This is a genomic window from Cyanobium sp. BA5m-10, from assembly GCF_024346255.1.
GTDB classification, from domain to species: domain Bacteria; phylum Cyanobacteriota; class Cyanobacteriia; order PCC-6307; family Cyanobiaceae; genus Cyanobium_A; species Cyanobium_A usitatum.
On record NZ_JAGQCP010000002.1, the window covers coordinates 1 to 21,112 of the forward strand.

25 protein-coding genes are annotated in these 21,112 nt (G+C 61.5%); 12 read left to right on the top strand and 13 right to left on the bottom strand.

Annotated features, from left to right (window positions below; translation table 11 throughout):
* Positions 1-349: 349 nt before the first annotated feature.
* From KBY85_RS01185 to KBY85_RS01195, 3 genes are all read right to left on the bottom strand, one after another.
* Positions 350-1,264, bottom strand: coding sequence for a GIY-YIG nuclease family protein (locus KBY85_RS01185; protein ID WP_254959760.1), 915 nt, complete (start codon positions 1,262-1,264; stop codon positions 350-352).
* A gap of 277 nt (positions 1,265-1,541) precedes the next feature.
* A complete protein-coding gene (locus KBY85_RS01190; RefSeq protein ID WP_254959761.1) occupies positions 1,542-2,798 on the bottom strand; it encodes a site-specific integrase in 1,257 nt (418 codons plus the stop codon).
* 307 nt (positions 2,799-3,105) lie between these two features.
* Positions 3,106-4,146 (bottom strand): HD domain-containing phosphohydrolase, encoded by a 1,041-nt coding sequence (locus tag KBY85_RS01195; protein ID WP_254959762.1) that lies wholly within the window; start codon positions 4,144-4,146, stop codon positions 3,106-3,108.
* Between the two features lie 340 nt (positions 4,147-4,486).
* On the opposite strand from KBY85_RS01195, the gene KBY85_RS01200 reads away from it, so the two are divergent.
* Entirely contained in the window at positions 4,487-4,942 is a 456-nt protein-coding gene (locus KBY85_RS01200; protein ID WP_254959763.1) for an Rrf2 family transcriptional regulator, read from the top strand.
* Positions 4,942-5,145 carry a hypothetical protein gene (locus KBY85_RS01205; RefSeq protein ID WP_254959764.1) on the top strand — a complete coding sequence of 68 codons (204 nt, stop codon included), beginning with the start codon at positions 4,942-4,944 and terminating at the stop codon, positions 5,143-5,145. The genes KBY85_RS01200 and KBY85_RS01205 overlap by 1 nt, the downstream gene beginning before the upstream one ends.
* A gap of 3 nt (positions 5,146-5,148) precedes the next feature.
* Here KBY85_RS01205 and KBY85_RS01210 read toward each other — a convergent pair whose 3' ends face one another.
* Genes KBY85_RS01210 through KBY85_RS01220 form a run of 3 tightly spaced genes read right to left on the bottom strand, consistent with a single transcriptional unit; the run spans position 5,149 to position 7,216 of the window.
* Positions 5,149-5,475: a hypothetical protein gene (locus KBY85_RS01210; protein ID WP_315859556.1), complete on the bottom strand. Its 327-nt coding sequence runs from the start codon at positions 5,473-5,475 to the stop codon at positions 5,149-5,151.
* The gene (locus KBY85_RS01215) at positions 5,475-6,218 is read right to left on the bottom strand and encodes a fatty acid desaturase (protein ID WP_254959766.1); all 744 of its coding nucleotides are present in this window, start codon (positions 6,216-6,218) and stop codon (positions 5,475-5,477) included. Before KBY85_RS01215 ends, KBY85_RS01210 begins: the two co-directional genes overlap by 1 nt.
* A 44-nt stretch (positions 6,219-6,262) precedes the next feature.
* The gene (locus tag KBY85_RS01220; protein WP_254959767.1) at positions 6,263-7,216 is read right to left on the bottom strand and encodes an orange carotenoid-binding protein; all 954 of its coding nucleotides are present in this window, start codon (positions 7,214-7,216) and stop codon (positions 6,263-6,265) included.
* Between the two features lie 127 nt (positions 7,217-7,343).
* Here KBY85_RS01220 and KBY85_RS01225 point away from each other — a divergent pair, with 127 nt between their 5' ends.
* Positions 7,344-8,006, top strand: coding sequence for a class I SAM-dependent methyltransferase (locus KBY85_RS01225; RefSeq protein WP_254959883.1), 663 nt, complete (start codon positions 7,344-7,346; stop codon positions 8,004-8,006).
* A gap of 91 nt (positions 8,007-8,097) precedes the next feature.
* On the opposite strand, the gene KBY85_RS01230 is transcribed toward KBY85_RS01225, so the two are convergent.
* A complete protein-coding gene (locus tag KBY85_RS01230) occupies positions 8,098-8,241 on the bottom strand; it encodes a chlorophyll a/b-binding protein (RefSeq protein WP_242036302.1) in 144 nt (47 codons plus the stop codon).
* Positions 8,242-8,611: 370 nt separating this feature from the next.
* Between KBY85_RS01230 and KBY85_RS01235 the strand changes: the two genes are divergently transcribed.
* From KBY85_RS01235 to KBY85_RS01250, 4 genes are read left to right on the top strand one after another with little or no spacing between them, the layout of a single operon-like run.
* Positions 8,612-8,911: a DUF2811 domain-containing protein gene (locus KBY85_RS01235; protein WP_396121794.1), complete on the top strand. Its 300-nt coding sequence runs from the start codon at positions 8,612-8,614 to the stop codon at positions 8,909-8,911.
* Between the two features lie 44 nt (positions 8,912-8,955).
* On the top strand, positions 8,956-9,345 hold the full coding sequence (locus KBY85_RS01240; protein WP_254959768.1) for a CrcB family protein: 390 nt from the start codon (positions 8,956-8,958) through the stop codon (positions 9,343-9,345).
* Positions 9,342-9,731, top strand: coding sequence for a CrcB family protein (locus KBY85_RS01245; protein WP_254959769.1), 390 nt, complete (start codon positions 9,342-9,344; stop codon positions 9,729-9,731). Before KBY85_RS01240 ends, KBY85_RS01245 begins: the two co-directional genes overlap by 4 nt.
* A gap of 34 nt (positions 9,732-9,765) precedes the next feature.
* Entirely contained in the window at positions 9,766-10,317 is a 552-nt protein-coding gene (locus KBY85_RS01250; protein WP_254959770.1) for a cytochrome B, read from the top strand.
* Positions 10,318-10,321: 4 nt separating this feature from the next.
* On the opposite strand, the gene lnt is transcribed toward KBY85_RS01250, so the two are convergent.
* A complete protein-coding gene (lnt, locus tag KBY85_RS01255; RefSeq protein ID WP_254959771.1) occupies positions 10,322-11,776 on the bottom strand; it encodes an apolipoprotein N-acyltransferase in 1,455 nt (484 codons plus the stop codon).
* A 48-nt stretch (positions 11,777-11,824) separates the two neighbouring features.
* On the opposite strand from lnt, the gene KBY85_RS01260 reads away from it, so the two are divergent.
* The 5 genes from KBY85_RS01260 to KBY85_RS01280 all read left to right on the top strand — a co-directional run bounded on the left by KBY85_RS01260 (position 11,825) and on the right by KBY85_RS01280 (position 14,310).
* Positions 11,825-12,181 (top strand): phasin family protein, encoded by a 357-nt coding sequence (locus KBY85_RS01260; protein ID WP_106502258.1) that lies wholly within the window; start codon positions 11,825-11,827, stop codon positions 12,179-12,181.
* Positions 12,182-12,234: 53 nt separating this feature from the next.
* The gene (locus tag KBY85_RS01265; protein WP_254959772.1) at positions 12,235-12,873 is read left to right on the top strand and encodes an FKBP-type peptidyl-prolyl cis-trans isomerase; all 639 of its coding nucleotides are present in this window, start codon (positions 12,235-12,237) and stop codon (positions 12,871-12,873) included.
* A gap of 88 nt (positions 12,874-12,961) precedes the next feature.
* Positions 12,962-13,561: a superoxide dismutase gene (locus KBY85_RS01270; RefSeq protein ID WP_254959773.1), complete on the top strand. Its 600-nt coding sequence runs from the start codon at positions 12,962-12,964 to the stop codon at positions 13,559-13,561.
* A gap of 132 nt (positions 13,562-13,693) precedes the next feature.
* On the top strand, positions 13,694-13,924 hold the full coding sequence (locus KBY85_RS01275) for a type II toxin-antitoxin system Phd/YefM family antitoxin (RefSeq protein WP_254959774.1): 231 nt from the start codon (positions 13,694-13,696) through the stop codon (positions 13,922-13,924).
* The gene (locus KBY85_RS01280; protein WP_254959775.1) at positions 13,921-14,310 is read left to right on the top strand and encodes a type II toxin-antitoxin system VapC family toxin; all 390 of its coding nucleotides are present in this window, start codon (positions 13,921-13,923) and stop codon (positions 14,308-14,310) included. The genes KBY85_RS01275 and KBY85_RS01280 overlap by 4 nt, the downstream gene beginning before the upstream one ends.
* Here the strand turns inward: KBY85_RS01280 and queA are convergent.
* From queA to KBY85_RS01305, 5 genes are all read right to left on the bottom strand, one after another.
* Positions 14,276-15,409 (bottom strand): tRNA preQ1(34) S-adenosylmethionine ribosyltransferase-isomerase QueA, encoded by a 1,134-nt coding sequence (gene queA, locus KBY85_RS01285; RefSeq protein WP_254959776.1) that lies wholly within the window; start codon positions 15,407-15,409, stop codon positions 14,276-14,278. The genes KBY85_RS01280 and queA overlap by 35 nt on opposite strands.
* Entirely contained in the window at positions 15,406-17,271 is a 1,866-nt protein-coding gene (locus tag KBY85_RS01290; protein WP_254959777.1) for an APC family permease, read from the bottom strand. Before KBY85_RS01290 ends, queA begins: the two co-directional genes overlap by 4 nt.
* 13 nt (positions 17,272-17,284) lie before the next feature.
* The gene (locus KBY85_RS01295) at positions 17,285-18,625 is read right to left on the bottom strand and encodes a dihydrolipoamide acetyltransferase family protein (RefSeq protein ID WP_254959778.1); all 1,341 of its coding nucleotides are present in this window, start codon (positions 18,623-18,625) and stop codon (positions 17,285-17,287) included.
* 51 nt (positions 18,626-18,676) lie between these two features.
* Positions 18,677-19,117, bottom strand: a complete 441-nt coding sequence (locus tag KBY85_RS01300; RefSeq protein WP_106502263.1) for a YlqD family protein — start codon at positions 19,115-19,117, stop codon at positions 18,677-18,679.
* An 81-nt stretch (positions 19,118-19,198) separates the two neighbouring features.
* Positions 19,199-21,112 carry an AMP-binding protein gene (locus KBY85_RS01305; RefSeq protein WP_254959779.1) on the bottom strand — a complete coding sequence of 638 codons (1,914 nt, stop codon included), beginning with the start codon at positions 21,110-21,112 and terminating at the stop codon, positions 19,199-19,201.

A 21,112-nucleotide genomic window follows, 5' to 3' on the forward strand; every position in this document is an offset into this window, starting at 1 on the left:
GAGTCATACGCCTCCTCACATCAGCCTTAAAGGCCTCGCTGTAACGACGCATTGCTCTGCTCCATCAAGCCCCCTGGTGAAAAAAGTGGTCGAGATGGAGAGGCGTCAACTTTCCTGGCAGAGGGGGTCGGCAATGATCTCCTGCACCCACTTCTCATTGAGCGTCGGGTGCGCCTTCAGTGAAATTGTCTGGATTTTGACGTGCTTCAACGTGTCTGCTCGCTTCTCCCGACATCATGACCGCTAAAGCCCTTAGGAGCAATTTAATATCAGCAGGGCTGGCTACTTGGACGATGGATGCCCTAGGAATCGACGTGCTGGCCGGCAATCTGTGCGTTCATAGGGGATCTCAGAGCTCTGCCAATAATGCCAATAGTTTGTGAGCCTCCTTTATATGAGTTGGATCCATCCTAAAATATTCGGTCTGAGGCAAGCGGATATCCCTGAATTCGAAATGCATCTTCCGTTCGACGTCCTGAAAATTCTTACACCTAATTACGTTCAGAACTTCATCTGGCCGAAGCTCTCCAAGCCTTCTTAGCAAGTTTTCCGTAATACCTATTTTGCATAGGTCTCCATTCCTTACAAAATATACAAATCCAAATAGATTTTCGCCTACACCCTCGAAGCCTTCCTGCATGGTCAATCCCGAGACGTCTCCTCCAGGATTTCTTATTGCGGCAAGGAGATTATTTAGAAATTCTTTCCGTCGTGGCCCACTGTTGAAATAGGCTTTTTGCATTTCTTGCCATTTCTCTTCATCTTCTTGCAGCGGAGATGTTCCTGCATTAAAGATTTTCGCCGACCAAAATCTCCATGCCTCTCTTCGATTACACGAGAGTCCGTTAAGATCAAAATAAGATGAAAGGACGCTTTCGTAGCATTCTGCTAGCTCCAGCGGGAATTTTGCCATTTGTGGATCATCAAGCCATGGATGAGGCTTGTCAGCATAGGTGTTTGGATTTACAACGCCAGACCAAGAATCTATTTGCCAGTCTATAGTTTCACATTTAAAAAACTCTTTCTCAAGTGGAATACTGCGAAAGTCTTGGGCCGTCTCAATCTCGCCTGAATCATCTCTCAAGCATGCTGCAAGTCCAAATAATAGACAGGAAGGATCACACGAAGCCTTGAGAGTCTCAATCTCTGACCTTCTGGCATTTGTTTGATATTCTGAGAGTAACTGATCAAGCTCAGCATCTAGCAGCAAAAGCCTTTCAACGATTTCACCAAGTTCCTTGTGAGAAAATAAGCTGGAGTTCATTTTCAATTTGATTAAGTCTGCTACCTAGCGCCATCGCTATCGTAGTGGAGGACATGGCAATTACTTTGCTAGGTAAAGTTTTTAGCCCAATCTGGCCAACTTGATTAGCTCCCTCATAGGCATCAGTGGAGTCATGAGGTGGCATCTAAAAAATAATCGAGGAACTCGATCGGATCCTTGCAGTCATTCTCGCCTAGGCCTACGTGGTCACCAGTGATCAAGAATCGACATCTATGCCCCATTGGGCATCCACTTGCTTCCAGCCTTGGCCCTGCAACTACTGCGTGGAATCCCGCATAGAAAGATCAGACGGGAGGGCCATGAAGTCCCCAACAACTTGCAAAGCTGATTCCTTAAGTCCTTTGTCGTCCGTCCAACTGCCGTAATGCCGCATGTGGGTGCGGACGTCATGCCCCATCAAGGCAGCCAGGTCACGCATCGGCATGCTGCGCTCGTAGTACTTGACCCCACGCCAGGCATAACCATGCCGAAGGCTGTAGGGCACCAAGTCAGGCGTAACCGCCACCGATGACTGCCAGCACGGGTGACGATCGAGGTACTGACGAAAGGCTGCTCCACAGGCTTTGAAATCAGTGGCGTTACGAATGCTGGTGGGCAACTTGACCAGTCCACTGGCATACAGCTGCAAAACCCTCGCGCCCTCACCAGGTAATTCCTTGAGATCAAGCGGCAATACCAACCTGTTCTGCTTCGGCTGATTTGCGGTTGCCTTATTGCGCTTGACCGGCGCGACGTATAGATACCCCTCCTCCACCCTCAGGGCCATCAACTCAGCCGGACGCAAGCCATAGAGCCCAACAAGCGCAACAGCAAGACCCAACTCGGGGTTTGCATCCAAGGACTCCAGCAGCTGCAAAAGCTGTTCAGGCTTGACTGGCACCGTTGCCTTGGGTGCCGACTCACGAATCCCGACCAGAGCGGCAAGATCATGGACATCGCCAGGCAACCACTTTGTGGGAGCCCCGCAAGTCTTCACCGCAAAGGTCAAAAACCTTGCGACGTCGAGGAGGTTGCGCTTACGGCCGGGACTCCCAGACGGCAACTGATCAAGGTACTGCGTGCTGTAGGCCTTAAGAAGCCCACGGCCATCGTGGGGGGCACGCTTGGGAGCTAGGAGCAACTGGACAGAACGATCGATCCGATAACGCTCCTCGGCGTTATAGGTCGACTGCTTGACCCCTGTCCGGATGCGATGGGCCTCGTACTGGCTCGCAACCTCGGTCCAGTTGACACCGTTGAAGCCTGCATCTGAAGAACGGTGTAGCAGCGTGTATGCATCGTTTAGACCTAAACCGAGCTGCTCCATCCGGTTACGGACGGTCGCCACAAGCTGAACAACTTCGGACTGACTGCCTGGAGCCCACGCCAGATCCGTTGTCACTGCTTGCTTTCGATCACCAGGAACTCGCCGATAGAGCTTGACCCGACCGGACTGCTCCTCAATTCCCCAGCCCCGTCCGTGCTCACGTTTGAGCAGACCGCGAACGTCATCAACCCAGATCTTCTTCGCCATGACCCCCTGCCTATGCAGCAGGTGCTCAACCGACTGCCCTAATCTAGGGCAAAATCTAGGGCAAAATGGTACGAACAGGTCCTAACCAGTCCGTACAAGCTGTCTCAGCAAGCCTCTAACACCTGTTGCGGCATCAGCTATTTGCTTTCGTCGCAGGCAGTCTCATCGATAAAAAAATCTGCATGGCATGCAGGGGGTCAGCGGTTCGAATCCGCTTGGCTCCATATCAAACCCAGGCTAGCCCTGGGTTTTTTGATGTTTGGCGAATGAGCTGCCGGGGGGCAACCCACTAGCTCAATTCAGAAGTTCAGTTAGAGCTGCCACCGTGGCGGGTCAAAGATTGGGGAAAGGAGTAGTCCTTTTCCCGGAACAGCGCAAGGCAAGCTTCCACCACAGCGCCATCGAACAGGGTATTTTTGCCCGCACTGACCACCTCCAACGCCTCCCCCAATCCTTTAGCAAAGCGATAGGGACGGTTTGTAGTCATCGCTTCTACGGTGTCGGCCACCGCCAGAATCCTGGCCTCGAGAATGATGGCGTCACCCTCGAGCCCTTGAAGGTAGCCGCTGCCATCGAGACGTTCGTGGTGTTGACGCACCGCCTTAGCAACCGGCCAGGGAAAATCAATTTCACTAAGCACCTCATATCCCACCTCCACATGGCTCTTAATCAGGGCCATTTCCCAAACAGACAAAGCGGTGGGCTTGGTCAATAACTCTGCGGGAATTGCAATTTTGCCAATGTCGTGCACAAGTGCAGCAATGCGCAAACCCTCCATGGTGCTGGCAGCTAGGCCCAGCGCTCGACCAATCGCCTCGGCAAGATCTGCCACTCGGTGAGTATGCCCAGCGGTATAGGGGTCGCGCGCCTCCAGCACCGAGGTGAGGGCATTAACGATGCCACTTAAACCGGCCAATACCGCATTGTCATAGGCCTGCTGCAGGCCTTCGGCCCGCTTCCGCTCCGAGATATCACGAATATTGCACTGAATCACCATAGCTTCGCCAACCGAATAGACATTGCTAACAAATTCCACCGCTATCGACTTTCCGGCCTTCGTGAGCAGAGGCATGTCGTCATAGTGAACATAGAGCTTGTCTTGCAGATCAGAAAAAGCCTCAATCGATTTACCCTTATCAACAAAAGCGCCAATCTCCCACAACTTCAAGCCCACAATTTCAGCAGAGGGATAACCAAGTAGATCGCAAAGGTAGGGATTGACCTCCAGAATTAAGCCAGTCAACGCATCAATTATCAAAATGCCATCTTGGGCAGACTCAAAAAGACGCCGGTAGCGCTGCTCCGACGCCAGCAACGCCCGTTGAATTAGATCTTCCTGCTTCGTCACTACCTTTTCTCCCCCAACCCCTAAAGCCTATCTAGGCAAAGGGCTTGCGGCCATACGGGAATAGGGGAGATGGGCCTAAACAGATTTCAGCTCCAACCAATTTCCGATCTTCGGAGGTGATGCTGCCCCTGACTCAGAGCCACCATCAGGTCGCAACCGACCCTTTTCATAGCTGACCCTTTTCATAGCCAATCATATTCATACTCAAACTTTTTTCCACCCAACCAACGAGCTGTCTTAATGAAAAGCCCCCAGCCTGGTTTTGGTTTGGGGGCTCTTGCCGCAACCAGTTGACTGCTCTTGGGATTTCCAACCCGCCTTGCGTTGTTTAGCTGGCAGAATGGCAGTTGACCATTGCAAGCCCATGGGCTTCAGCGCCAAAACCCAATATGGATTGGTCGCCCTCATAGACCTCGCCGGGGCTTACGCCTCTGGAGCCTTGGTTCAAACCGGCGAGATCTGCAAGCGCCATGCCATTCCCGAACGCTATCTCGAGCAGATGCTCACCGGCCTGCGCAAGGCCGGACTGCTAAACAGCATCCGCGGACCGAGGGGTGGCTTTCAACTCGCCCTCAATCCAGACAACATCACTGTGGCCGATGTAGTGGCTGCGCTGGAAGGCAGCAGCAACACGGAACTGCAAAGAGAATCAGATGACCCGGCCTTCCTAGTGCTTGCTGCTCTAGACCAAAAACTGGAAGCCACAAAGGAAGCCCTTCTCACCGCAACCACCCTGGCCCAACTACTGCGCGAACACGATGCCTTCAAGCAGCCATTGCCGATGTTCTACATCTGATGCGCAACCGCAAGCCCTTGGCTCCATCAATGGAGGATCAAGACGACTGGCCCATCGACCAGGGGCGTCCCTGGCTGCTAAGGCTGCTGGCCCTGTTGGGAGCCCTTGGCTTCGTGATGCTGGGGGTTAACAGCCTGTTGCCTGCCTTCGAGCCGCCCAGCCCAAGGCCAATGCCCGATCAGCGCAACCGCTCAATCACTTGAGGGCTAGAAGCGGGACATGGCCACGATCTTGGCCAGCTTCTCGGCTTCTAGACCATTCAGTTCGTCGAGCTGCAACAGGCTGTCTTTGACCAAGCTGGCAAACACAAACAGGATGCCGTCGAGGCGGAAATCAAAGCGACCTTCGATCGTGTGGCGCTCGATACTCAGGTAATCGTGCAGCTGCCATACGGTTTCAGCATCTTCAAGCTCGACGGCCTTGGCACGCACCTGAGCCACTAGCTGCTGCACTGCCCTGGTGTAGGCACGGTCGAAGGCTTCGCGGGCAACTGACTGCTCCGTATCTGTCCAACCCTCAAGCATAGTGTCCATCATGTGAATTGGGCCCTCTCCCTTAGCAGCGAGGCTAGTCGGGGACTCAGCCTGCTGCGAGACATACGCCGCTGGGCCGGAAGTTCAAACCAGGCAAGCGTCGGGGCGTCATGGTGCTCCCTGTGATAACCGAAGTGGAAACAGGCCAGTAAGGAAAGCCAGGGAGCCATTTCGAGGCTATCGGCGTGGGGGCGACGCTGGGGCAAACGCTGGCCTCGATGGGGCAGGTAGGTGCCGAAAACAAACAACTGCAGCGAGCTGAGCAGCAGGGGCAAGGTGCAAAACAGCAGCACATTCAGCCAGCCGAATGGAGCCAAGCGGCAGGCGATCAAGGCCAACACTGTCCAGCCCATAAGTAACCGGCCCATCTGGCCCCAGGTGAGATAGCCAGCCATGAAGCGGGCATACCAAGCGATGGCCCCTGCTGCTGGATCCCCGTGGAAATCAGGGTCAGAGGCGCTAGCAGTGAATAGATGGTGGTGTTGATGGTTGCGGCAGCAGGCTTGATAAGGAAGCGCCGCGTATAGGCCTAGGGCGATCCTGCCCAGCAAGGCATTGCCATAGCGGCAATGGGGCCACAAAACCCCATGCATGGCGTCGTGACCAACGATGAATAGGCCTGTTTGCAGCAGGGTGCGGCCAACCACTCCAAAAAAGATGGCAAGCCAGACCCATGGCCTGGCCTGCTGGATGGCGTTTAAATCCCAGCTCAGCAGGCCAGCAAGGCTGACCAGCCAACCCATCGTTATCAGTGCGGCAAGCAGAAGCCCCTTGCGGCTGGCTGCGCTCAACGGCCGAATTTCAGCAAATCTGCAGGGGAAGCCAACAAATCGATGGCCACGAAGTAGATCTTGCCGTCAGGGTTGAGCAGGAAACGCCAAGCAACGTTCATACCAACTCCGGCTCCAAACCAGGGGGTCTGGACCTTGCCAGTCACCTTGATTTGGGTGAAGCTACCTTCTGTGGGTTCAGCGAAACCGCGCTCAGGAAGAAGCTGCAAGTTCTGGCAGTCTTCACGGAAGAAGCGCAGGATCGCGTCACGTCCCACGATTGGCTTCTGGAAAGGGGCTTGGAGTGCGCCATCCGCCAGAAACAGCTCGATCAGGTTGTCGAAGTCGTTGGCGTTCAGCAGGTCCATATAGCTGTTCACCGTTGGGTTGATAACGCCCTCGATGAACACCCGCTTGCGCTGCTCCTGGGGAGTGGGAGCGGCAATGGGCTCCATGACCCGCTGTCCCTCGCCTTTGGCGGGGTCGTAGCCCATATCAACCACAAAGTTGCGCAGCAGGGTGATCTGCTGACCCTGATCGACAGCTTTCACTGAGCTGAGCACCGCAGAAGCGTTGGGCGACAGCTGATAGCCCTCGGGGATCGGAGCAACCAAACCGGCGGCCATCCATTCGCCCAACTGGTACCAGAAGCCCAGCTTGATGTTCACCGACCAGCAGGCGTAGGTGCGACCGATTTGGGTATCGGCGCGATTGGCAAGCTCGCACATCATCTGGCTTTGCTCAGCGAAGTTCATCGCCTTGATTTGGTTGAGCACAGGCTCGGCAAACTGCATCCGCGCTGCGCCAGGGGCGGCCACGGTGATTGTGTTGCCCATTTCGAGATAGGCGTACCAGATCAGAGCCAGTTGGTCCTCGGCGCTCAGCAAGCGAAAGCGGGCCGTGATCGCAGGCACGACGTCAGCTGAAGCTGTATCGGGAAAGATCTGGGTTGCCTTCTCAAGCGTGAACATGCGGCGACGATCCAATTGTTAAGGAGATTTGCAGAGTCTAGCGCCAAGGAGCAAGATCTGATAAGACGCAGCCGCTTTGCGGCTCCGCCATGATCCAATTCTGCTCCAAACACCCCACTCCGTGACCATGATTGCGCACGTACCGGTGCTTAACGAAGCCGACCGTTACAAGCTCGATCGCTCAGACGACGCTCTTTTTTACGCCGAGCCCCGCTTCGTACAGCACCTCGATGCCAGCTTCCGCGCCCGGCTGACCTCTCTGTATCGCGAGCGCATTCCCCCTTGCGCAACCGTGCTGGATCTGATGAGCAGCTGGGTGAGCCATCTGCCAGAGGACATCACCTATCAGGAGGTGATCGGCCATGGCCTCAATACCGAAGAGCTCAAAGCCAATCCGCGCCTTGATCGCCATTGGGTGCAAAACCTCAACGTTGATCAGCACCTACCGCTAGCCAACGACAGCGTTGATGTGGCTCTGATCGTGGCCGGCTGGCAATACCTTCAACAACCGGAAGCTTTAGCTGCCGAGTTGCTGCGGGTGGTCCGGCCCAGGGGTGAAGTGATCGTGGCGTTCAGCAACCGGATGTTCTTTCAAAAAGCGCCCCAGATCTGGACCGACGGCGGCGACCGTGATCACCTGGCCTACGTGGCCCAAGTACTGATGGCTCAAGGTTGGGGCAGGCCGGAACTGGTGGCGGAAGAGACAGCAGCTCCAGGAGCTCTCGGCTGGCTTGGCCAAAAAGGGGATCCTTTCTTGGCGGTGATTGCCTCCAAGCCGATTGCCAGCTAGGCAACCAGCAGATTCTGCAGACAAAAAACCCTGGCAGTAATTACTGCCAGGGGAATAGCTAAGAGGGCTGATGCACTCAGCCCTAATGGATTCAGCCCAAACCCAGTTGGCCCAGGATTCCTTGACCGGTGAGGAGCTCGGTACCAAGTCCGATCACGAAACCGAGCATGGCGAGACGACCATTCCAGGTTTCAGCGAAAGCGACAAAACCGAAGCGGGTAGTGGATTCAGCCATGAATGTTCGTTAGTTACGAAACTTGATGAAATCGTAACAGATCTTGAAGCCGTGGTTGCGCTCGATCGGGACCGGCCATAGGGGTTCCTGCAGGCCTGCCCGGGATTGATCACTACTGCTGAGCAGTGGGCTTTTCCCCAGCCAAGCGCCCTTATCCCCAGCTTTGCGTAGGTTTTTCCACAGAACGGCGGCTCAATATCGGCCGCTCGTCCTGATCCTTTTGATTCTGGATGGGGAAAACGGCCCTCCCCTTGACGCGTCTCCAAGCAACACTTCCGAGCCTGAGGCCGCAGCTCCCAAACCCCGAAAGCGCCCATGGGCCGGTGCTGGCGGCCGTGCGTCTTGCCGGACTCGCCTCCCGGGTCAGCCTTTGACGAATGAGCGCCTGGCGTGGGGTGATGGGGGGACCCAGGCCGATGCCGCCATGCCCCAGATCCCGGACCACGCCCCCGCCTTTGTTTCGGTCGAAAACCAGTTCCCTGAGGAGCTGTACGACGCCATGCGGGAGTTTGTCCGGGTTCACCCGCAGTGGGATCAATACCGCCTGATGCAGGCAGCTCTGGCCGGCTTTCTCTTCCAGCACGGCTGCCCAGACCGGGCCGTGGCTCGCCATTACCTCGACGGACTATTCCGCCGCCAAGCACCCGATCCCACCGCAACCAGACCCTGAGCTCCCTTGCCGGGGGCAGACTGGCAAGGCGTTGTTGGACAGCAATGGCCGCAGGAGCATCAGAGGCCGATGCCCTCCTGGTGGCGATCGGCGCCGTTCCCGGCGCCTGGCTCCGCTTCCGGGTGGTGGATCACCTGGAGCCCGTGCTGCCCAGCCGGCACTGGGGCACCTTTGGGGTCAATGTGATCGCCTGCTTTGCCCTAGGGCTGATTGTGGGCCTAGAGCAGAGCTGCGGCGAAGCCTCCCGCAGAGCATTGCTTCTTCTGGGCACCGGCTTCCTGGGTAGTTTCAGCACCTTCTCCAGCTTCAGCGCCGAGCTCTGGATCGAGCTGGGCAAGCGGCATTGGCGCGAGGCTGCCGTGCTCGCTGGAGGATCGGTAGCAGGAGGGCTGCTGGCGATGCTGGCGGGCCTCAGCCTGGGCGCTCAGCCATGAGCACCATGCCAAGCCGCAGCCTGAAGGGCGATTTGCGCGACCTGGCCCTAGTGGCCGGCGGCGCCATCCCCGGCGCCCTACTGCGCTGGCAGCTGGATGCCGATGTGGTCGCCAACATGCTGGGCTGCCTACTGCTCGGGGTGGTTTTGGCCCAAGCCAGCCAGCGCAAAAGGCTGATGCTGTGGGCAGGCATCGGCTTCTGCGGGTCCCTCACCACCTTCTGCACCTGGATGTTGGACCTGACAAGGGCCCTGCAGGCCGGCAAACCAGGGGAAAGCGCGCTGTTGCTGCTGGCGAGCCTCGCCGGTGGCGTTGCTTTGGTCGCCCTTGGCCACACCATTGGGATGCTTTTGAGCCACCGTCTGCGAGATACGCCTGCGAGATAGGGCGGCGAGATAGGGCGAGAATGCCAAAAAACCAATGAGCAGCTCTGCTGTGAGGCCCAGCTCTCCAAGAAAGGGCCCCTATCAACCCTCCCTGCTGCGCGCCCTGCATGGCTGCAGCGCCCTGGCCTTGCTGGGTTGCTGGCTAACGGGCCTGGTGGTTTACAGCCGTTATGACGGACGCTGGGGGCGGCTACCACTGCAGCTGCCAGGCGACTGGATTGACATCCACGGCAGCTTGGGCGTGGTGATGTTGCCGTTTGCGGTGCTGCTGGCTGTCTACGCCTGCACCCTGGGGCGGCGCCGGCTGCAACGCCCCAGCAACTCCCTCCCCCTGCTGGCCCTAGGTCTGGCGATAGGCAGCGGCAAGTTGATGCAAGAAGACTGGTTGCGCAGCCGCCAACTGCACCATCTCGCTTATCACCTACACCTGCTTGCCTGGCTGTTGGTAGGCGTGGCAGTGGCGGCTCATCTCTGGGGAGTCCTGCGGCTAGGGGGCTGGCCCCTAGCCCAGTCGATGCTGAACACCACCGCCCGCAGCGGCGATCAACCCAGCGACTGGCTCCGGCAGCTATGCCGAAGCAGGTGATCCCTCAGAGCCATCTGCGCCAAGCCGCCCCCACCAGCACCAGTAGCAAGGGAAGCTCTCCCCAGCGGTCGTAGGGGCTGGGGGTCTGCAGGCGGGGCACGGTGAACACACCGGTGGCTGCCCGCCCGGAAGGCAGCGAGGCCACGGGCAAGCCGCGGCTATTCACCAGCAGGCTTGGCCCCGTATTGGCGGCACTCACCAGCCAACGGCCAGTTTCGATGGCCCGCAGCTGGGCCAGGGCCTGAAACTGCTGCTGGAGCAGCAGCGGGTAGGGATCGAGGTTGGCGCTGGCCAGCAGCCAGCCGGCTCCTTCGCGGGCGGCGGCAGCCAGGGAGGCCCCATCGGATAGCTCGTAGCAAATTGCCCCGCCGATGGCGCCAGCTGGCCGGAGCATTAGCCGCGACGGCGCTCCTGGCTGCAGACCCCCCACGGCCGAAAGGCCGCTCCAGCGAGCCAGGTTTGCCAGGGGCACCCATTCCCCCAGGGGCACCAGCCGATGCTTATCGAGCCAGCTACTCGCCCGGCTTTCCCCTGGCGCCAGGCGCAACAGGGCGCTGCGCTGCTCGGGCTCCCCCGCCACCTCCTGCCAGCGGAAGCCGCCGCTGATCAGCTCCACCGGCACCGGCTGCGCCAGCTGGGGCTCAAGACCGAGGGCCCCCTCCGGCAGGACCACCACATCCACCGAGCGCTGGGCCGCCTCCGCCAGCGCGGCCCCCAGGCGCTGCTGCAGCCGCTGCTGCTGGTCCCACTGAAACTTGCGGCGGGTGGGAATCGCCGGCTGCAGCACCAGCACTCGCTCGCTGCCGCCCTCCCCCCGCAGGGGCATGGCCGCTAGGGCAGCAGCACCGGCGCCGTGGCTGAGCAGCACGGCAGCGGTTGTAACCACAAGCCAGCGGCGGCGCTGGGGGGCGGTGCAGGTGCGCCAAAGGCACCAACCCAGCAGCAACTGCACCGCCGCCAGCAGGCCACCACCACCAAGGGCAGCCAAGCCCGCCAAGGGGCGATCGCCGGGTAGGGCAGCAGCCCCCAGCCCCAGCCAAAAAAGGGGCCCTTTGGCCAGCAGCACCTCAACCAGCCCCCAGCCAGCGGCTAACAGCAGGGCGCTGCTGAAGCGGCGCGGGTCTAGGCGACTCGCTAGCAGCACCCATAAAGCCACCAGCAGTGCTCCCGCCAGCGCACACAGCAACAGCAACAACAGGGCCAGGGGCAGGCTCAAGGGGCCCGGTACGCCGATCCAATCGAGGGGATGGAGACCCAGCAACCAGCGGTGACTCACCAGCACGGCGGCAGCTCCCCACAGGGCCCCACCCCAAGCGCCGAGAGCTGAGCCAGCCAGGGCCCACAGGGGCACCAGGGCCAGCCAAAGCAGGGGAGGCATGCCCAGAGGCGGTAGCGCCAGCCCGGCCAGCAGCCCCGAGGCCAGCGCCAGCCACCACCCCCCCAGCCGGTCATTGCCCATGGCAAGCAAGAGTAGGAAGCGCCAGGGTGTCTGGGGAATCAAGCCGCCATGGATCCGAACAACCCCCTCCAACAACTGCTGCTGCGCGGCCTCGGCACCACCTCCCTGGTGTCAGAGCGGCTGCGCAGCGTGACCCAAGCCTGGGTGCGCAGCGGCAAGCTCGATCCCAGCCAGGCTCCAGCCCTCGTCGACGACGTACTCAAAGCCCTGCGGGGCGAAACCCCCGAGCTAGAGCAGCAGGCCGAGCGCCAGCTGGAGCGCAATAAAGACCAGCTCCTGCAAGACCTAGGCCTAGCCCGTCAGCGCGAACTTGATGAGCTGCGGGGCCGACTCGACCGGCTTGAACGCAGCCTGCGTCAGCGCCCAGGTAATGAAATGCCTGGCGAGATCGAAATTCCCGACTGATCAGCCCTGGCTATCCGTCTGCCCGTCAGAATCAGTCCAGTAATTGGAGTCCCATGCGCGACATCCTGATCAGCTCCGCTGTCTGCGTGGCCTGTCTGCTGCTGGCTCTGGTGAGCCAGCTGGTCAATCCAACCGTGGTTGACGCGGCCAGAGTTGATGCGGCCAGCGCCGGTGGCCAAGCCATGGCCTCCCTGTTTTCAGCCCAAGCGCGGCCAGCCGTGAGCAGCAGCTTCGAGCTCGACCCCGACGACCCCAACCCCACCCTTTTTGTGATGGCCAGCGAAAACGATCAAACCAACGGCGCTGAGCTCGCGCAAGCCAGCGGCCTCGGAGGTGAACTCAACGCTCCTAAAGAGCGCACCACCCCCAGCGGCCTGCGCATCACCGACCTGGTAGTCGGCGATGGCGCTGAAGCCATCGCCGGCCAGACCGTGGCCGTGAACTACCGGGGCACCCTGGCCAACGGCACGGAATTCGACAGCAGCTACGGCCGCGGTCCCTTCTCCTTTCCCCTTGGCGGCGGCCGGGTGATCCAGGGCTGGGATGAGGGTGTGGCTGGCATGAAGGTGGGCGGCAAGCGCAAGCTGGTGATTCCACCCGATCTGGCCTACGGCGATCGTGGCGCCGGCGGCGTTATCCCTCCCAACGCCACCCTCACTTTCGAGGTGGAGCTGTTGCGCATCGGCGGCTGAGCTGCGGGCTGGGATCGTTAGGATGGACGCTCTGGCTGGATGCTGGCGCGCCGCCCCTCCTGCCTACCCCCTCTTCTTTTTCCTCTCCATGGCTCACACGCTGCCCGCGCTGCCCTACGGCCTCGATGCGCTCGAGCCCAACATCTCCCGCTCCACCCTGGAGTTTCACCACGGCAAGCACCACGCTGCCTACGTGACCAACCTCAACAACCTGGTGGCTGGCACCGACCTTGAGGACAAGAGCCTGGAAGACACCATCACCGCAGTGGCTGGTGATGGTGGCAAGGCTGGCGTTTTTAACAACGCCGCTCAGGTTTGGAACCACAGCTTTTATTGGCAGTGCATGAAGCCCGGTGGTGGTGGCCAGCCCACCGGCGCCCTGGCCGACAAGATCAATGCTGATTTCGGCAGCTACGAGGCCTTCGTCGAGCAGTTCAAAACCGCCGGTGCCACCCAGTTCGGCAGCGGCTGGGCCTGGCTGGTGCTCGATGGCGGCAGCCTGAAAGTCACCAAGACCGCCAATGCCGACCTGCCCCTAGCCCACGGCCAGAAGGCCCTGCTCACCATGGATGTGTGGGAGCACGCCTACTACCTCGACTACCAGAACCGCCGTCCCGACTACATGACCACCTACCTCGAGAAGCTGGTGAACTGGGACTTCGTAGCTGCCAATCTGGCTGCCGCCTGATTCAAACTCCCTCTCCGGGCGTTTAACCGTCATTGAGGCCAAGCCCCCGGCGAACCCGGGGGCTTTTTTATGGCTCTGAAATACACAGCCGTGACTTGACTAGTCTGACCAGACAGGCCTGGTCAACCAAGCATGGATATCAAGACTGTGAACGTCCAGGACGCCAAGACCCATCTTTCGGCCCTGCTTGCACGGGTGGCAGCCGGCGAACACATCTTGCTAGCCCGCAATGGCAAACCGATCGCCCAGCTCGTGCCCCTCGATCCCAAACCCCGGCGCCAGCTGGGCTTCATGTCAGGAAGCCTGGGTAATGAATTCTTTGAGCCCCTGGCCAACAATGAACTTGAGGGCTGGGGCCTATGAGGCTGCTGCTCGACACCCACATCCTGATTTGGGCAGTGCTTGAACCGCAAAAACTCTCACCAGTCCTGCGCGACGCCCTAGAAAACAGCAACAACCAATTGTTAGTGAGCGCTGCGACCGCCTGGGAAATCGCCACTAAATGGCGCATTGGCAAGCTCAATCAGGCACAAGCCATAGTGCACAACTACCCCCAGGCCCTTAACGGGTTGGCCGCCATCGAACTGCCCATAACCGGGGCGGTGGCGCGTCAGGCCGGACTCCTGGATGTTGAGCACCGCGATCCCTTTGACCGCCTTCTGGCCGCCCAGGCGATTGCCGATGGATTGCTGCTCGCCAGCAATGACCCTGCCTTCAGGTTGTTTGCTGGATTGGAGCTGCTGAGCTGAGCACCACTTCCGGCGCAATCCACATGGCATCGCCATAGGAGAAGAAGCGGTACTCCCGGGCGATCGCCTCGGCATAAAGAGCCAAAAGGCGCTCGCGGCCTAGCAGGGCACTCACCAGTAGCAGCAAGGAGCTCTTGGGCAGGTGGAAGTTGGTTAGCAGCCCCTGCACCACGGCAAACCTGTAGCCCGGCTGGATCACCAGATTCACCGGCCCCGTGTGGGGCCGCAGCTCGCCGCCATGCAGCTGGGCCACCGCCTCGAGGCTCCGCACCGAGGTGGTGCCGATGGCTATCACCCGGCCGCCACGGGCGCGGCAGGCGGCCACCGCCGCCACCAGCTCTGGGGTCACCTCCACCCACTCACTGTGCAACTGGAGTTGGCTTAGGTCTTCCGTTTCCACGGGGCGAAAGGTGCCCAAGCCCACGTGCAGGGTGGTGGTGGCCAGCTCCACACCTCGAGCGCGGATCGCCGCCAGCAGTTCGTCGCTGAGATGCAGCCCCGCTGTTGGCGCAGCAACAGCCCCAGGCTTGGCGGCGTAGCGGGTCTGATAGCGCTCGTTGTCGCTTTCGTCGTGCTCGTGGATATAGGGCGGCAGGGGGATGGCGCCGTACTGCACCAGCAGCGGCTCCAATGCCGCCGCATCGGCGCACTCCAGCGGAAACTGCACAATCCGCCCGCCCGTATCGGGGTCACTGCCAAGCACCTGCAACGGCAGCGGCGTCTGGCCTTCGGCCACCACCTCGATCCAATCACCAGGCTTGAGCTTCTTGGCGGGTTTAGCCAGGCAGAGCCACTGGCCCTGCCCGCCATGCCAAGGCTCCAGCACCAGCAGTTCCACGGAGCCGCCACTGGGCCGGCGCGCCTCCAGCCGAGCCCGAAGCACCCTTGTGTTGTTCACCACCAGTAGGTCGACGGGCCGCAGCTCCTGCTGCAGGTCCCAGACGTTCAAATGACGAGCCTGGGGCGCAGGACTAGCCCCGCCTGGCTCCACCACCAGCAGCCTCGCCGCATGGCGCGGCTCCACGGGACGCTGAGCGATGCGCTCCTCTGGCAGATTAAAGTCGTAACTGGAGAGCCGTAGATCGGCGGAATCGCTCATGCCGGAAGGTAATAGCGCACGAGGGTAAAAACGCGATTGCCGCTGGCATCAAGGGCTCTGTGCATATTGATGCCGCGTTGATTGAGAAGTAGCGAATCAAAGCTGTAACGAGGTATCGCCATCGGCATCACAATTGTGTGGGTGACGTCTGGGTGAAGCTGCTCCTCAGACGCCACGAATGCCACAAAAGGATCAACCAGCGAGGAGAAGGGGCTTGCCAAGATATGCAATTGGATTCCGGGCGACTCGCCTACTAGCCGCTGCCAGTCGCGGCGGATCATTGCAGGGTCGTCCTCCTCGGAGCGAACCCACACCCCAATCACCTGATCCGACACCTTGGCGGCGTAGCGCAGGGCATCTAGGGATGGACGTGACAGGGAAGGAATCCAGACGATGCTGCAGTTGCCCACGGGGTCGCGTCGATCAGGCAAGCGCACTGTGCCCTGTGCCTCGGCTGGCAGGGAAATAGCCGCATAAACCCTGTGATAGCGGCCCCGAATGCGTGCCAGCAGCCACACCAGAAGCGGGATAGCAATCACCACTATCCAGGCCCCCTCGGCAAATTTTCCTACCACGATCACCAGCAGCACCACCAAGGTCGTGAGTGCTCCCAAGGCATTCATCGTCAATCGACCCAGCCAGCCAGCGCCCCGTAGCCGCAACCAGCGCACCACCATCCCCGCCTGGGAAAGGGTGAAGGCCAGGAACACGCCCAAGGCGTAGAGGTTCACAGCCACGCTGGTGTCACCCCGGCACACGAGGATGATCAGAGCGGTGGTCACCAGCAACACGGCGATACCGTTCTGAAATACAAGCCTGTCGCCAATCCAGCCCATCTGACGGGGCAGGAAGCGGTCATGGGCCAGCATCGCCGCCAATCGGGGGAACCCCGCAAAGGCGGTGTTGGCCGCCAGGGCAAGGATCAGCAGAGTGGTGATCTGCAATGCCCAGAACATTGGACTGCCGGCGCCAAACACCCTCATGCCGATTTGGGCCAGCACCGTGCGCTCCGGATCAGGAGCCACTCCGTAGAGGAAAGCAAGTCCGCTGACGACCAGGAACATGGCGGCCAGCATTACCCCCATTACCAACAAGGTGGCCTGGGCCCGGCGAGCCGCCGGTTCACGAAACACCGAAACTCCATTGGCGATGGCTTCAATTCCAGTCATCGCAGAGCAGCCAGAGCTGAAGGCACGAAGTAGCAAAAACAGTCCCAGGGGCTCCACCGCCCGGATCACCGGTGGCGCATCGGGCGTAAAGCCATGGGCAAACACCAGGTTGTGGAGGCCGAACACCGCCAGCAGCGCCACCATCACCACAAAGGCGTAGGTGGGAACGGTGAACGCCTGGCCGGCTTCGCGCAGGCCCCGCAGATTGGCCCATCCGACAGCCAGGAGCAGCAGCAGCGCCAAGGGCACCTCGTAGGGGAGCAGGGCTGGCAAAAGCGAGGAGAGGGCTTGAGTACCTGCCATCAGACTCACTGCCGCGGTGAGGGTGTAATCCACCAAAAGAGCTGCCGCCGCCACCAGCGAAGGCCCGGTGCCCAGGTTTTCGCGGGCCACCACATAGGAGCCACCGCCCTGGGGATAGGCCTCGATCGTCTGGCGATATGAGAACACCACGATGGCGATCAAAACAACGATCGCTGCGGTGATCGGCAGCGACAGGCCCAAGGTCTGGCTGCCGGCCAACACCAGAACCCCAAGCGCAGCCTCGGTTGCATAGGCCACCGAGGAGAGAGCATCTGAGGAAAGAATCGGCAGAGCCTGCACACTGGGCAGGCGCTGAGCAGAGGCTTCCGCGCGAGGCAGAGGTTTGCCCAACAGCCTGCGGAGCAAGGGTTGGGCCGCAGGCTGTTTCATCGCGATAGGGGCTTCAGAAGGCCAAGCTTTCTGGGTTGGTCTCGATCAGCTGAGCCAGGTCCTTGAGGAAGGCAGCCGCCTGGGCGCCATAAATCGTGCGGTGGTCGCAGGTGAGATTCACCTGCATTTGGTTGGCCACCCGAATCGAGCCGTCTTTACCTGCCACCACTGCGGGCCGGGAGGCGGCCACCGCCAGGATGGCGCCGGTGCCTGGGGGCAGGATTGCGTCGAAGCGATCCACACCAAACATGCCGAGGTTAGAGAGGGTGAAAGTGCCGGTGCTGTATTCCTCAGGCTGGAGCTGCTTGCTGCGGGCCCGCGCCACCAGGTCGGCCCAGTTGCGGGCCATGGCATAGATATCGGTCTTGTCGGCGTTGGCCAGCACCGGAGTGATCAGGCCTCCGTCTTCCATGGCTACGGCCACGGCCACATTCACTGAGGCCGGGAAAGCCATGGCAGTGCCATCGACGCTGGTGGCGGCATTTACCTGGGGATGGCGCGCCAGCACCACGCCCACGGCCTTGGCCAGCAGGGCAGTCATCGTGACGCCCTTGGGCTTCACCTGCTTGTAAAAAGCGTCGAGCTTGGTGGTGGTGATTGTGTATCCCACCCGGAAACAGGGCACCGCCAGGCTGGCGACCATGTTGCGGTTGACAGCGTTTTGCAGCGTGTTGAAGCCCACGCTCTCGCCGGGCCGGCCGAAGGCATCGCCGGCGGGAGCTGGGAGAGGCGCAGCTGCACCATTGGAAGCGGCAGGTGCGGAGGCGGGGCCTGAGCCCTCGGCAACCCGCGGCACCGTGATCGGCTGACCGGTGGCAGCCATCACGTCTTCCGCCTGGATGCGGCCGTGGGGACCGCTGCCGCGCAGGACACCCAAATCGACACCCAATTGGGAGGCAAGCTTCTTGGCCCGCGGCGAGGCCACCACTCGGCCGCTGGCCGTGGAGGCCGGAGCCACCACCGGAGCCGCCACAGCAATAGCCGGAGCAGGAGGTGGGGTTACGGGTGCGGAGGGAGCGGGAGTTGGGGTGGCGGCCGCAGGCGCTGGGGCTGGGGCAGCAGCTGGGGCAGATGCCGCTGGGGCCTTGGCTGCCACCTCGGCAATCTCAGCCTCGGTTTCGACGATCAGGCCAATTGTTTCGCCCACCGGCGCCGTGCCGCCGGCAGGCATCAACACAGCCGCCAGGTAGCCCTCGTTGAAAGACTCCACGTCCATGTCGGCCTTATCCGACTCGACGACCAGCACGGACTCGCCGCGCTCAACCTTGTCGCCTGGATGCTTCAGCCACTCCACGATCTTGCCCTCCGTCATGGTGGAGGAGAGGGCCGGCATGAAGATTTCGTGGGTGGCCAACGGAGGTCTGCCGTGTAATGGGCTGATTTTACGCGGCTCCCGCCAGGGGGATCAGCCGGCCTCGATGGCCTCGATCACGCCATCGCGCACCAGCACAGCCGCCTGCAACTTCTCAACCAGGTTGTCGCCCACCTGCACATCGCAGACGCTCTCGATCTGGCCTTGCTCAACAATCTGCTCCATTTCCAGTTCGCGCACCTGGCGTTGCTGCTCCAGCATCTGGCGCTTCTGCTCCTCCAGCTCGGCGCGCTTTGCCGCCACCTGCTGCTGCACTGAAGCCACCTGCTCCTGCACCCGGGGGTCGAGGGGGTTGGCGCTCTGGCGGCGGATCTCATCTACCAGTTGCTGACCCTCCTGCTCTAGCTGGGACAACTGGGCGTCGACATTGGCGATGGCATTGCTTAGCTCTCGCTCGGCGTCCTCCTTCCAACGGGGGGTAACCACGGCACGCACGGTGATGGTGCGTTTGATCGTGAGGGAGCCGTCAGCCATGGGGGGAGTAAAACAGCGCCCAGGCTGTCAGCAGGGCGCACCGGGGTCAACCGCCGGTTCGCCGCACCGCACCCACAAGGGTCAGCGGGGTGCGTAGATCGCCTCAATCGCCGCAGCATCGCGGGCCGTAATCCGGTCGCGGCGCTGCTTGAGGGTCTGGGTGAGCAGACCGTTATCGAGCGTGAATGGCTCCACCAAGGCCACACCGCTAAGGCGTTCGTCGGGGCGTGAGCCGGGGCGGGCGGCCAGTAGCCGGTTGCACTCCCGCGTTAGGGCGCGCAACTGGGCTAGTTCGCTCCACTCCGCCGCCTCCTTGGCCACCACCAGAGCGCCGAGCTGCTTGCGGTCCTGGCCCACCACCAGCACCTGCTCGATCAAGGGGCTGGCCACCAAGGCCTCCTCGAGGGGGCCGGGCTCGATGTTTTCGCCGCTGCTGAGCACGATCGTGTCCTTGGCCCGGCCGGTGAGCACCAGGGAGCCATCGGGCAGCAGGTGGCCCAGATCGCCGGTATCAAACCAGCCTTCGCCGTCAAGCACAGCCGCGCTGGCATCCGGCTTGCCCCAGTAGCCCGCCATCACCTGGGGGCCTCGGGCCAGCACCCGGCCGCGCTGCCCCAGGGCCAGCAGCTCGCCGGATTCGAGATCAACGATCCGCAGGCTGGTGCCCGCCAGGGGCTGGCCGGCGCTACCGCGGCGGTTGGCCCAACGGCGCCGGCAGGTGAGCACGGGACTGGTTTCGGTGAGGCCGTAGCCCACCAGCAGCTCGATGCCGATGGCTTCGAAGAAGCCATCCACGTGCATGGCCAGGGCGCCGCCACCGCTGATGGCAGTACGCAGCCGGCCGCCCACCAGCTGCTGGCGCAGCTTCGGCCAGAGCAAGGCCGCCGCCAGCCGGTGCAGGGGCCAGCGCAGCAAGGCCAGCCCCGCGGCGCCGAGCCTGGCCGGCCAGGCCTCCGGCGCAAGGGTGAGATCGAGGGCCTGGCGGCGGCGGCGGCCAAAAGCGCGGCTGTTGGCCAGGGCCGCGCCCAGTAAGCGCTGGCGCCAGGCCGGCATGGCCGCCAGGGCATCGTCAAAGCCAGAGAGCAGGGCCTCCCACAGCCGCGGCACGCTGATCAAATAGTGGGGCTTTACCTGCTGCAGGTCGGCGCGCAGCTGCTTGAGGGTTGTGTAGGTCTGGCGGCAGCCACAGGCCAGCAGGAAATACTCAGCACTGCGCTCATAAGAGTGCCAGATCGGCAGCACGCTCACCACCCGGTCACCCGGCTTGGGTGCCACGGCCACCCCCAGGTGGCGCAGCTGGTGCAGCAAGTTTGAGTGGCTCAGGGGCACACCCTTGGGCTGCCCCGTGGTGCCAGAGGTGTACAAAATCGTGGCGAGGCGGGCCCCATCAGCCGGTGGTGGCGGGGCCGGCGTGCCGCAGGCCAACGCCGCCGCCCCGCGCTCGAGCAGTTCGCCCCAACTGATACAGGATCCCGGCGCCGACCCCGCATCCCGTTCCCCCGCCAACAGGACCACAAAGCGCAAGCGCGCCCTTGTCTCAGTGGAGAGTTTCAGCTTGGCCAGCAGGGACGCCGACTCCACCACCAGGCCGCAAGCGCCAGAATCTTCAAGGATGTATCCCAGCTCCTCCACCGGCGCCGCACTGCCCCGCACCGCATCAGCGGCCCCAGCCCGCATCAGCCCCTGGTCGGCCTGCAGCCAGCGGGGACCGTTTTCAGCAAACAGGGCCACCACATCACCAGCGCCCACTCCCAGGCCAGCAAAGGCCGCCGCGGCCTGCTCGATGCGCTGCTGCAACTCGCGGTAGCTGAGCTGCTCGGGCGTGGCCGCGTGGGGAGCCTCCAGGGCCAAGGCATCGCCGTGGCGCGCCGCGAGCACTGGCCAGAGCTGCTCCAGGCCGGTGAGGCCGCTCCAGTCGGCGCGCTGGGCCAGGGCCTGGCGATCGCGGCGACTGCCGCTCCAATGGATTTCAGCGGGGGAGGCGACGCGGGCCAC

What these genes read in the sequence shown, in the direction of transcription:
- KBY85_RS01270 (WP_254959773.1), top strand. Translation starts at nt 12,962, where the DNA reads ATGGCTCACACGCTGCCCGCGCTGCCCTACGGCCTCGATGCGCTCGAG.
- KBY85_RS01230 (WP_242036302.1), bottom strand. Translation starts at nt 8,241, where the DNA reads ATGGCTGAATCCACTACCCGCTTCGGTTTTGTCGCTTTCGCTGAAACC.
- KBY85_RS01185 (WP_254959760.1), bottom strand. Translation starts at nt 1,264, where the DNA reads ATGAACTCCAGCTTATTTTCTCACAAGGAACTTGGTGAAATCGTTGAA.
- KBY85_RS01265 (WP_254959772.1), top strand. Translation starts at nt 12,235, where the DNA reads ATGCGCGACATCCTGATCAGCTCCGCTGTCTGCGTGGCCTGTCTGCTG.
- KBY85_RS01290 (WP_254959777.1), bottom strand. Translation starts at nt 17,271, where the DNA reads ATGAAACAGCCTGCGGCCCAACCCTTGCTCCGCAGGCTGTTGGGCAAA.
- KBY85_RS01205 (WP_254959764.1), top strand. Translation starts at nt 4,942, where the DNA reads ATGCGCAACCGCAAGCCCTTGGCTCCATCAATGGAGGATCAAGACGAC.
- KBY85_RS01260 (WP_106502258.1), top strand. Translation starts at nt 11,825, where the DNA reads ATGGATCCGAACAACCCCCTCCAACAACTGCTGCTGCGCGGCCTCGGC.
- KBY85_RS01300 (WP_106502263.1), bottom strand. Translation starts at nt 19,117, where the DNA reads ATGGCTGACGGCTCCCTCACGATCAAACGCACCATCACCGTGCGTGCC.
- KBY85_RS01240 (WP_254959768.1), top strand. Translation starts at nt 8,956, where the DNA reads ATGGCCGCAGGAGCATCAGAGGCCGATGCCCTCCTGGTGGCGATCGGC.
- lnt (WP_254959771.1), bottom strand. Translation starts at nt 11,776, where the DNA reads ATGGGCAATGACCGGCTGGGGGGGTGGTGGCTGGCGCTGGCCTCGGGG.
- KBY85_RS01215 (WP_254959766.1), bottom strand. Translation starts at nt 6,218, where the DNA reads ATGGGTTGGCTGGTCAGCCTTGCTGGCCTGCTGAGCTGGGATTTAAAC.
- KBY85_RS01200 (WP_254959763.1), top strand. Translation starts at nt 4,487, where the DNA reads ATGGCAGTTGACCATTGCAAGCCCATGGGCTTCAGCGCCAAAACCCAA.
- KBY85_RS01220 (WP_254959767.1), bottom strand. Translation starts at nt 7,216, where the DNA reads ATGTTCACGCTTGAGAAGGCAACCCAGATCTTTCCCGATACAGCTTCA.
- queA (WP_254959776.1), bottom strand. Translation starts at nt 15,409, where the DNA reads ATGAGCGATTCCGCCGATCTACGGCTCTCCAGTTACGACTTTAATCTG.
- KBY85_RS01245 (WP_254959769.1), top strand. Translation starts at nt 9,342, where the DNA reads ATGAGCACCATGCCAAGCCGCAGCCTGAAGGGCGATTTGCGCGACCTG.
- KBY85_RS01225 (WP_254959883.1), top strand. Translation starts at nt 7,344, where the DNA reads ATGATTGCGCACGTACCGGTGCTTAACGAAGCCGACCGTTACAAGCTC.
- KBY85_RS01190 (WP_254959761.1), bottom strand. Translation starts at nt 2,798, where the DNA reads ATGGCGAAGAAGATCTGGGTTGATGACGTTCGCGGTCTGCTCAAACGT.
- KBY85_RS01280 (WP_254959775.1), top strand. Translation starts at nt 13,921, where the DNA reads ATGAGGCTGCTGCTCGACACCCACATCCTGATTTGGGCAGTGCTTGAA.
- KBY85_RS01275 (WP_254959774.1), top strand. Translation starts at nt 13,694, where the DNA reads ATGGATATCAAGACTGTGAACGTCCAGGACGCCAAGACCCATCTTTCG.
- KBY85_RS01210 (WP_315859556.1), bottom strand. Translation starts at nt 5,475, where the DNA reads ATGGACACTATGCTTGAGGGTTGGACAGATACGGAGCAGTCAGTTGCC.
- KBY85_RS01250 (WP_254959770.1), top strand. Translation starts at nt 9,766, where the DNA reads ATGAGCAGCTCTGCTGTGAGGCCCAGCTCTCCAAGAAAGGGCCCCTAT.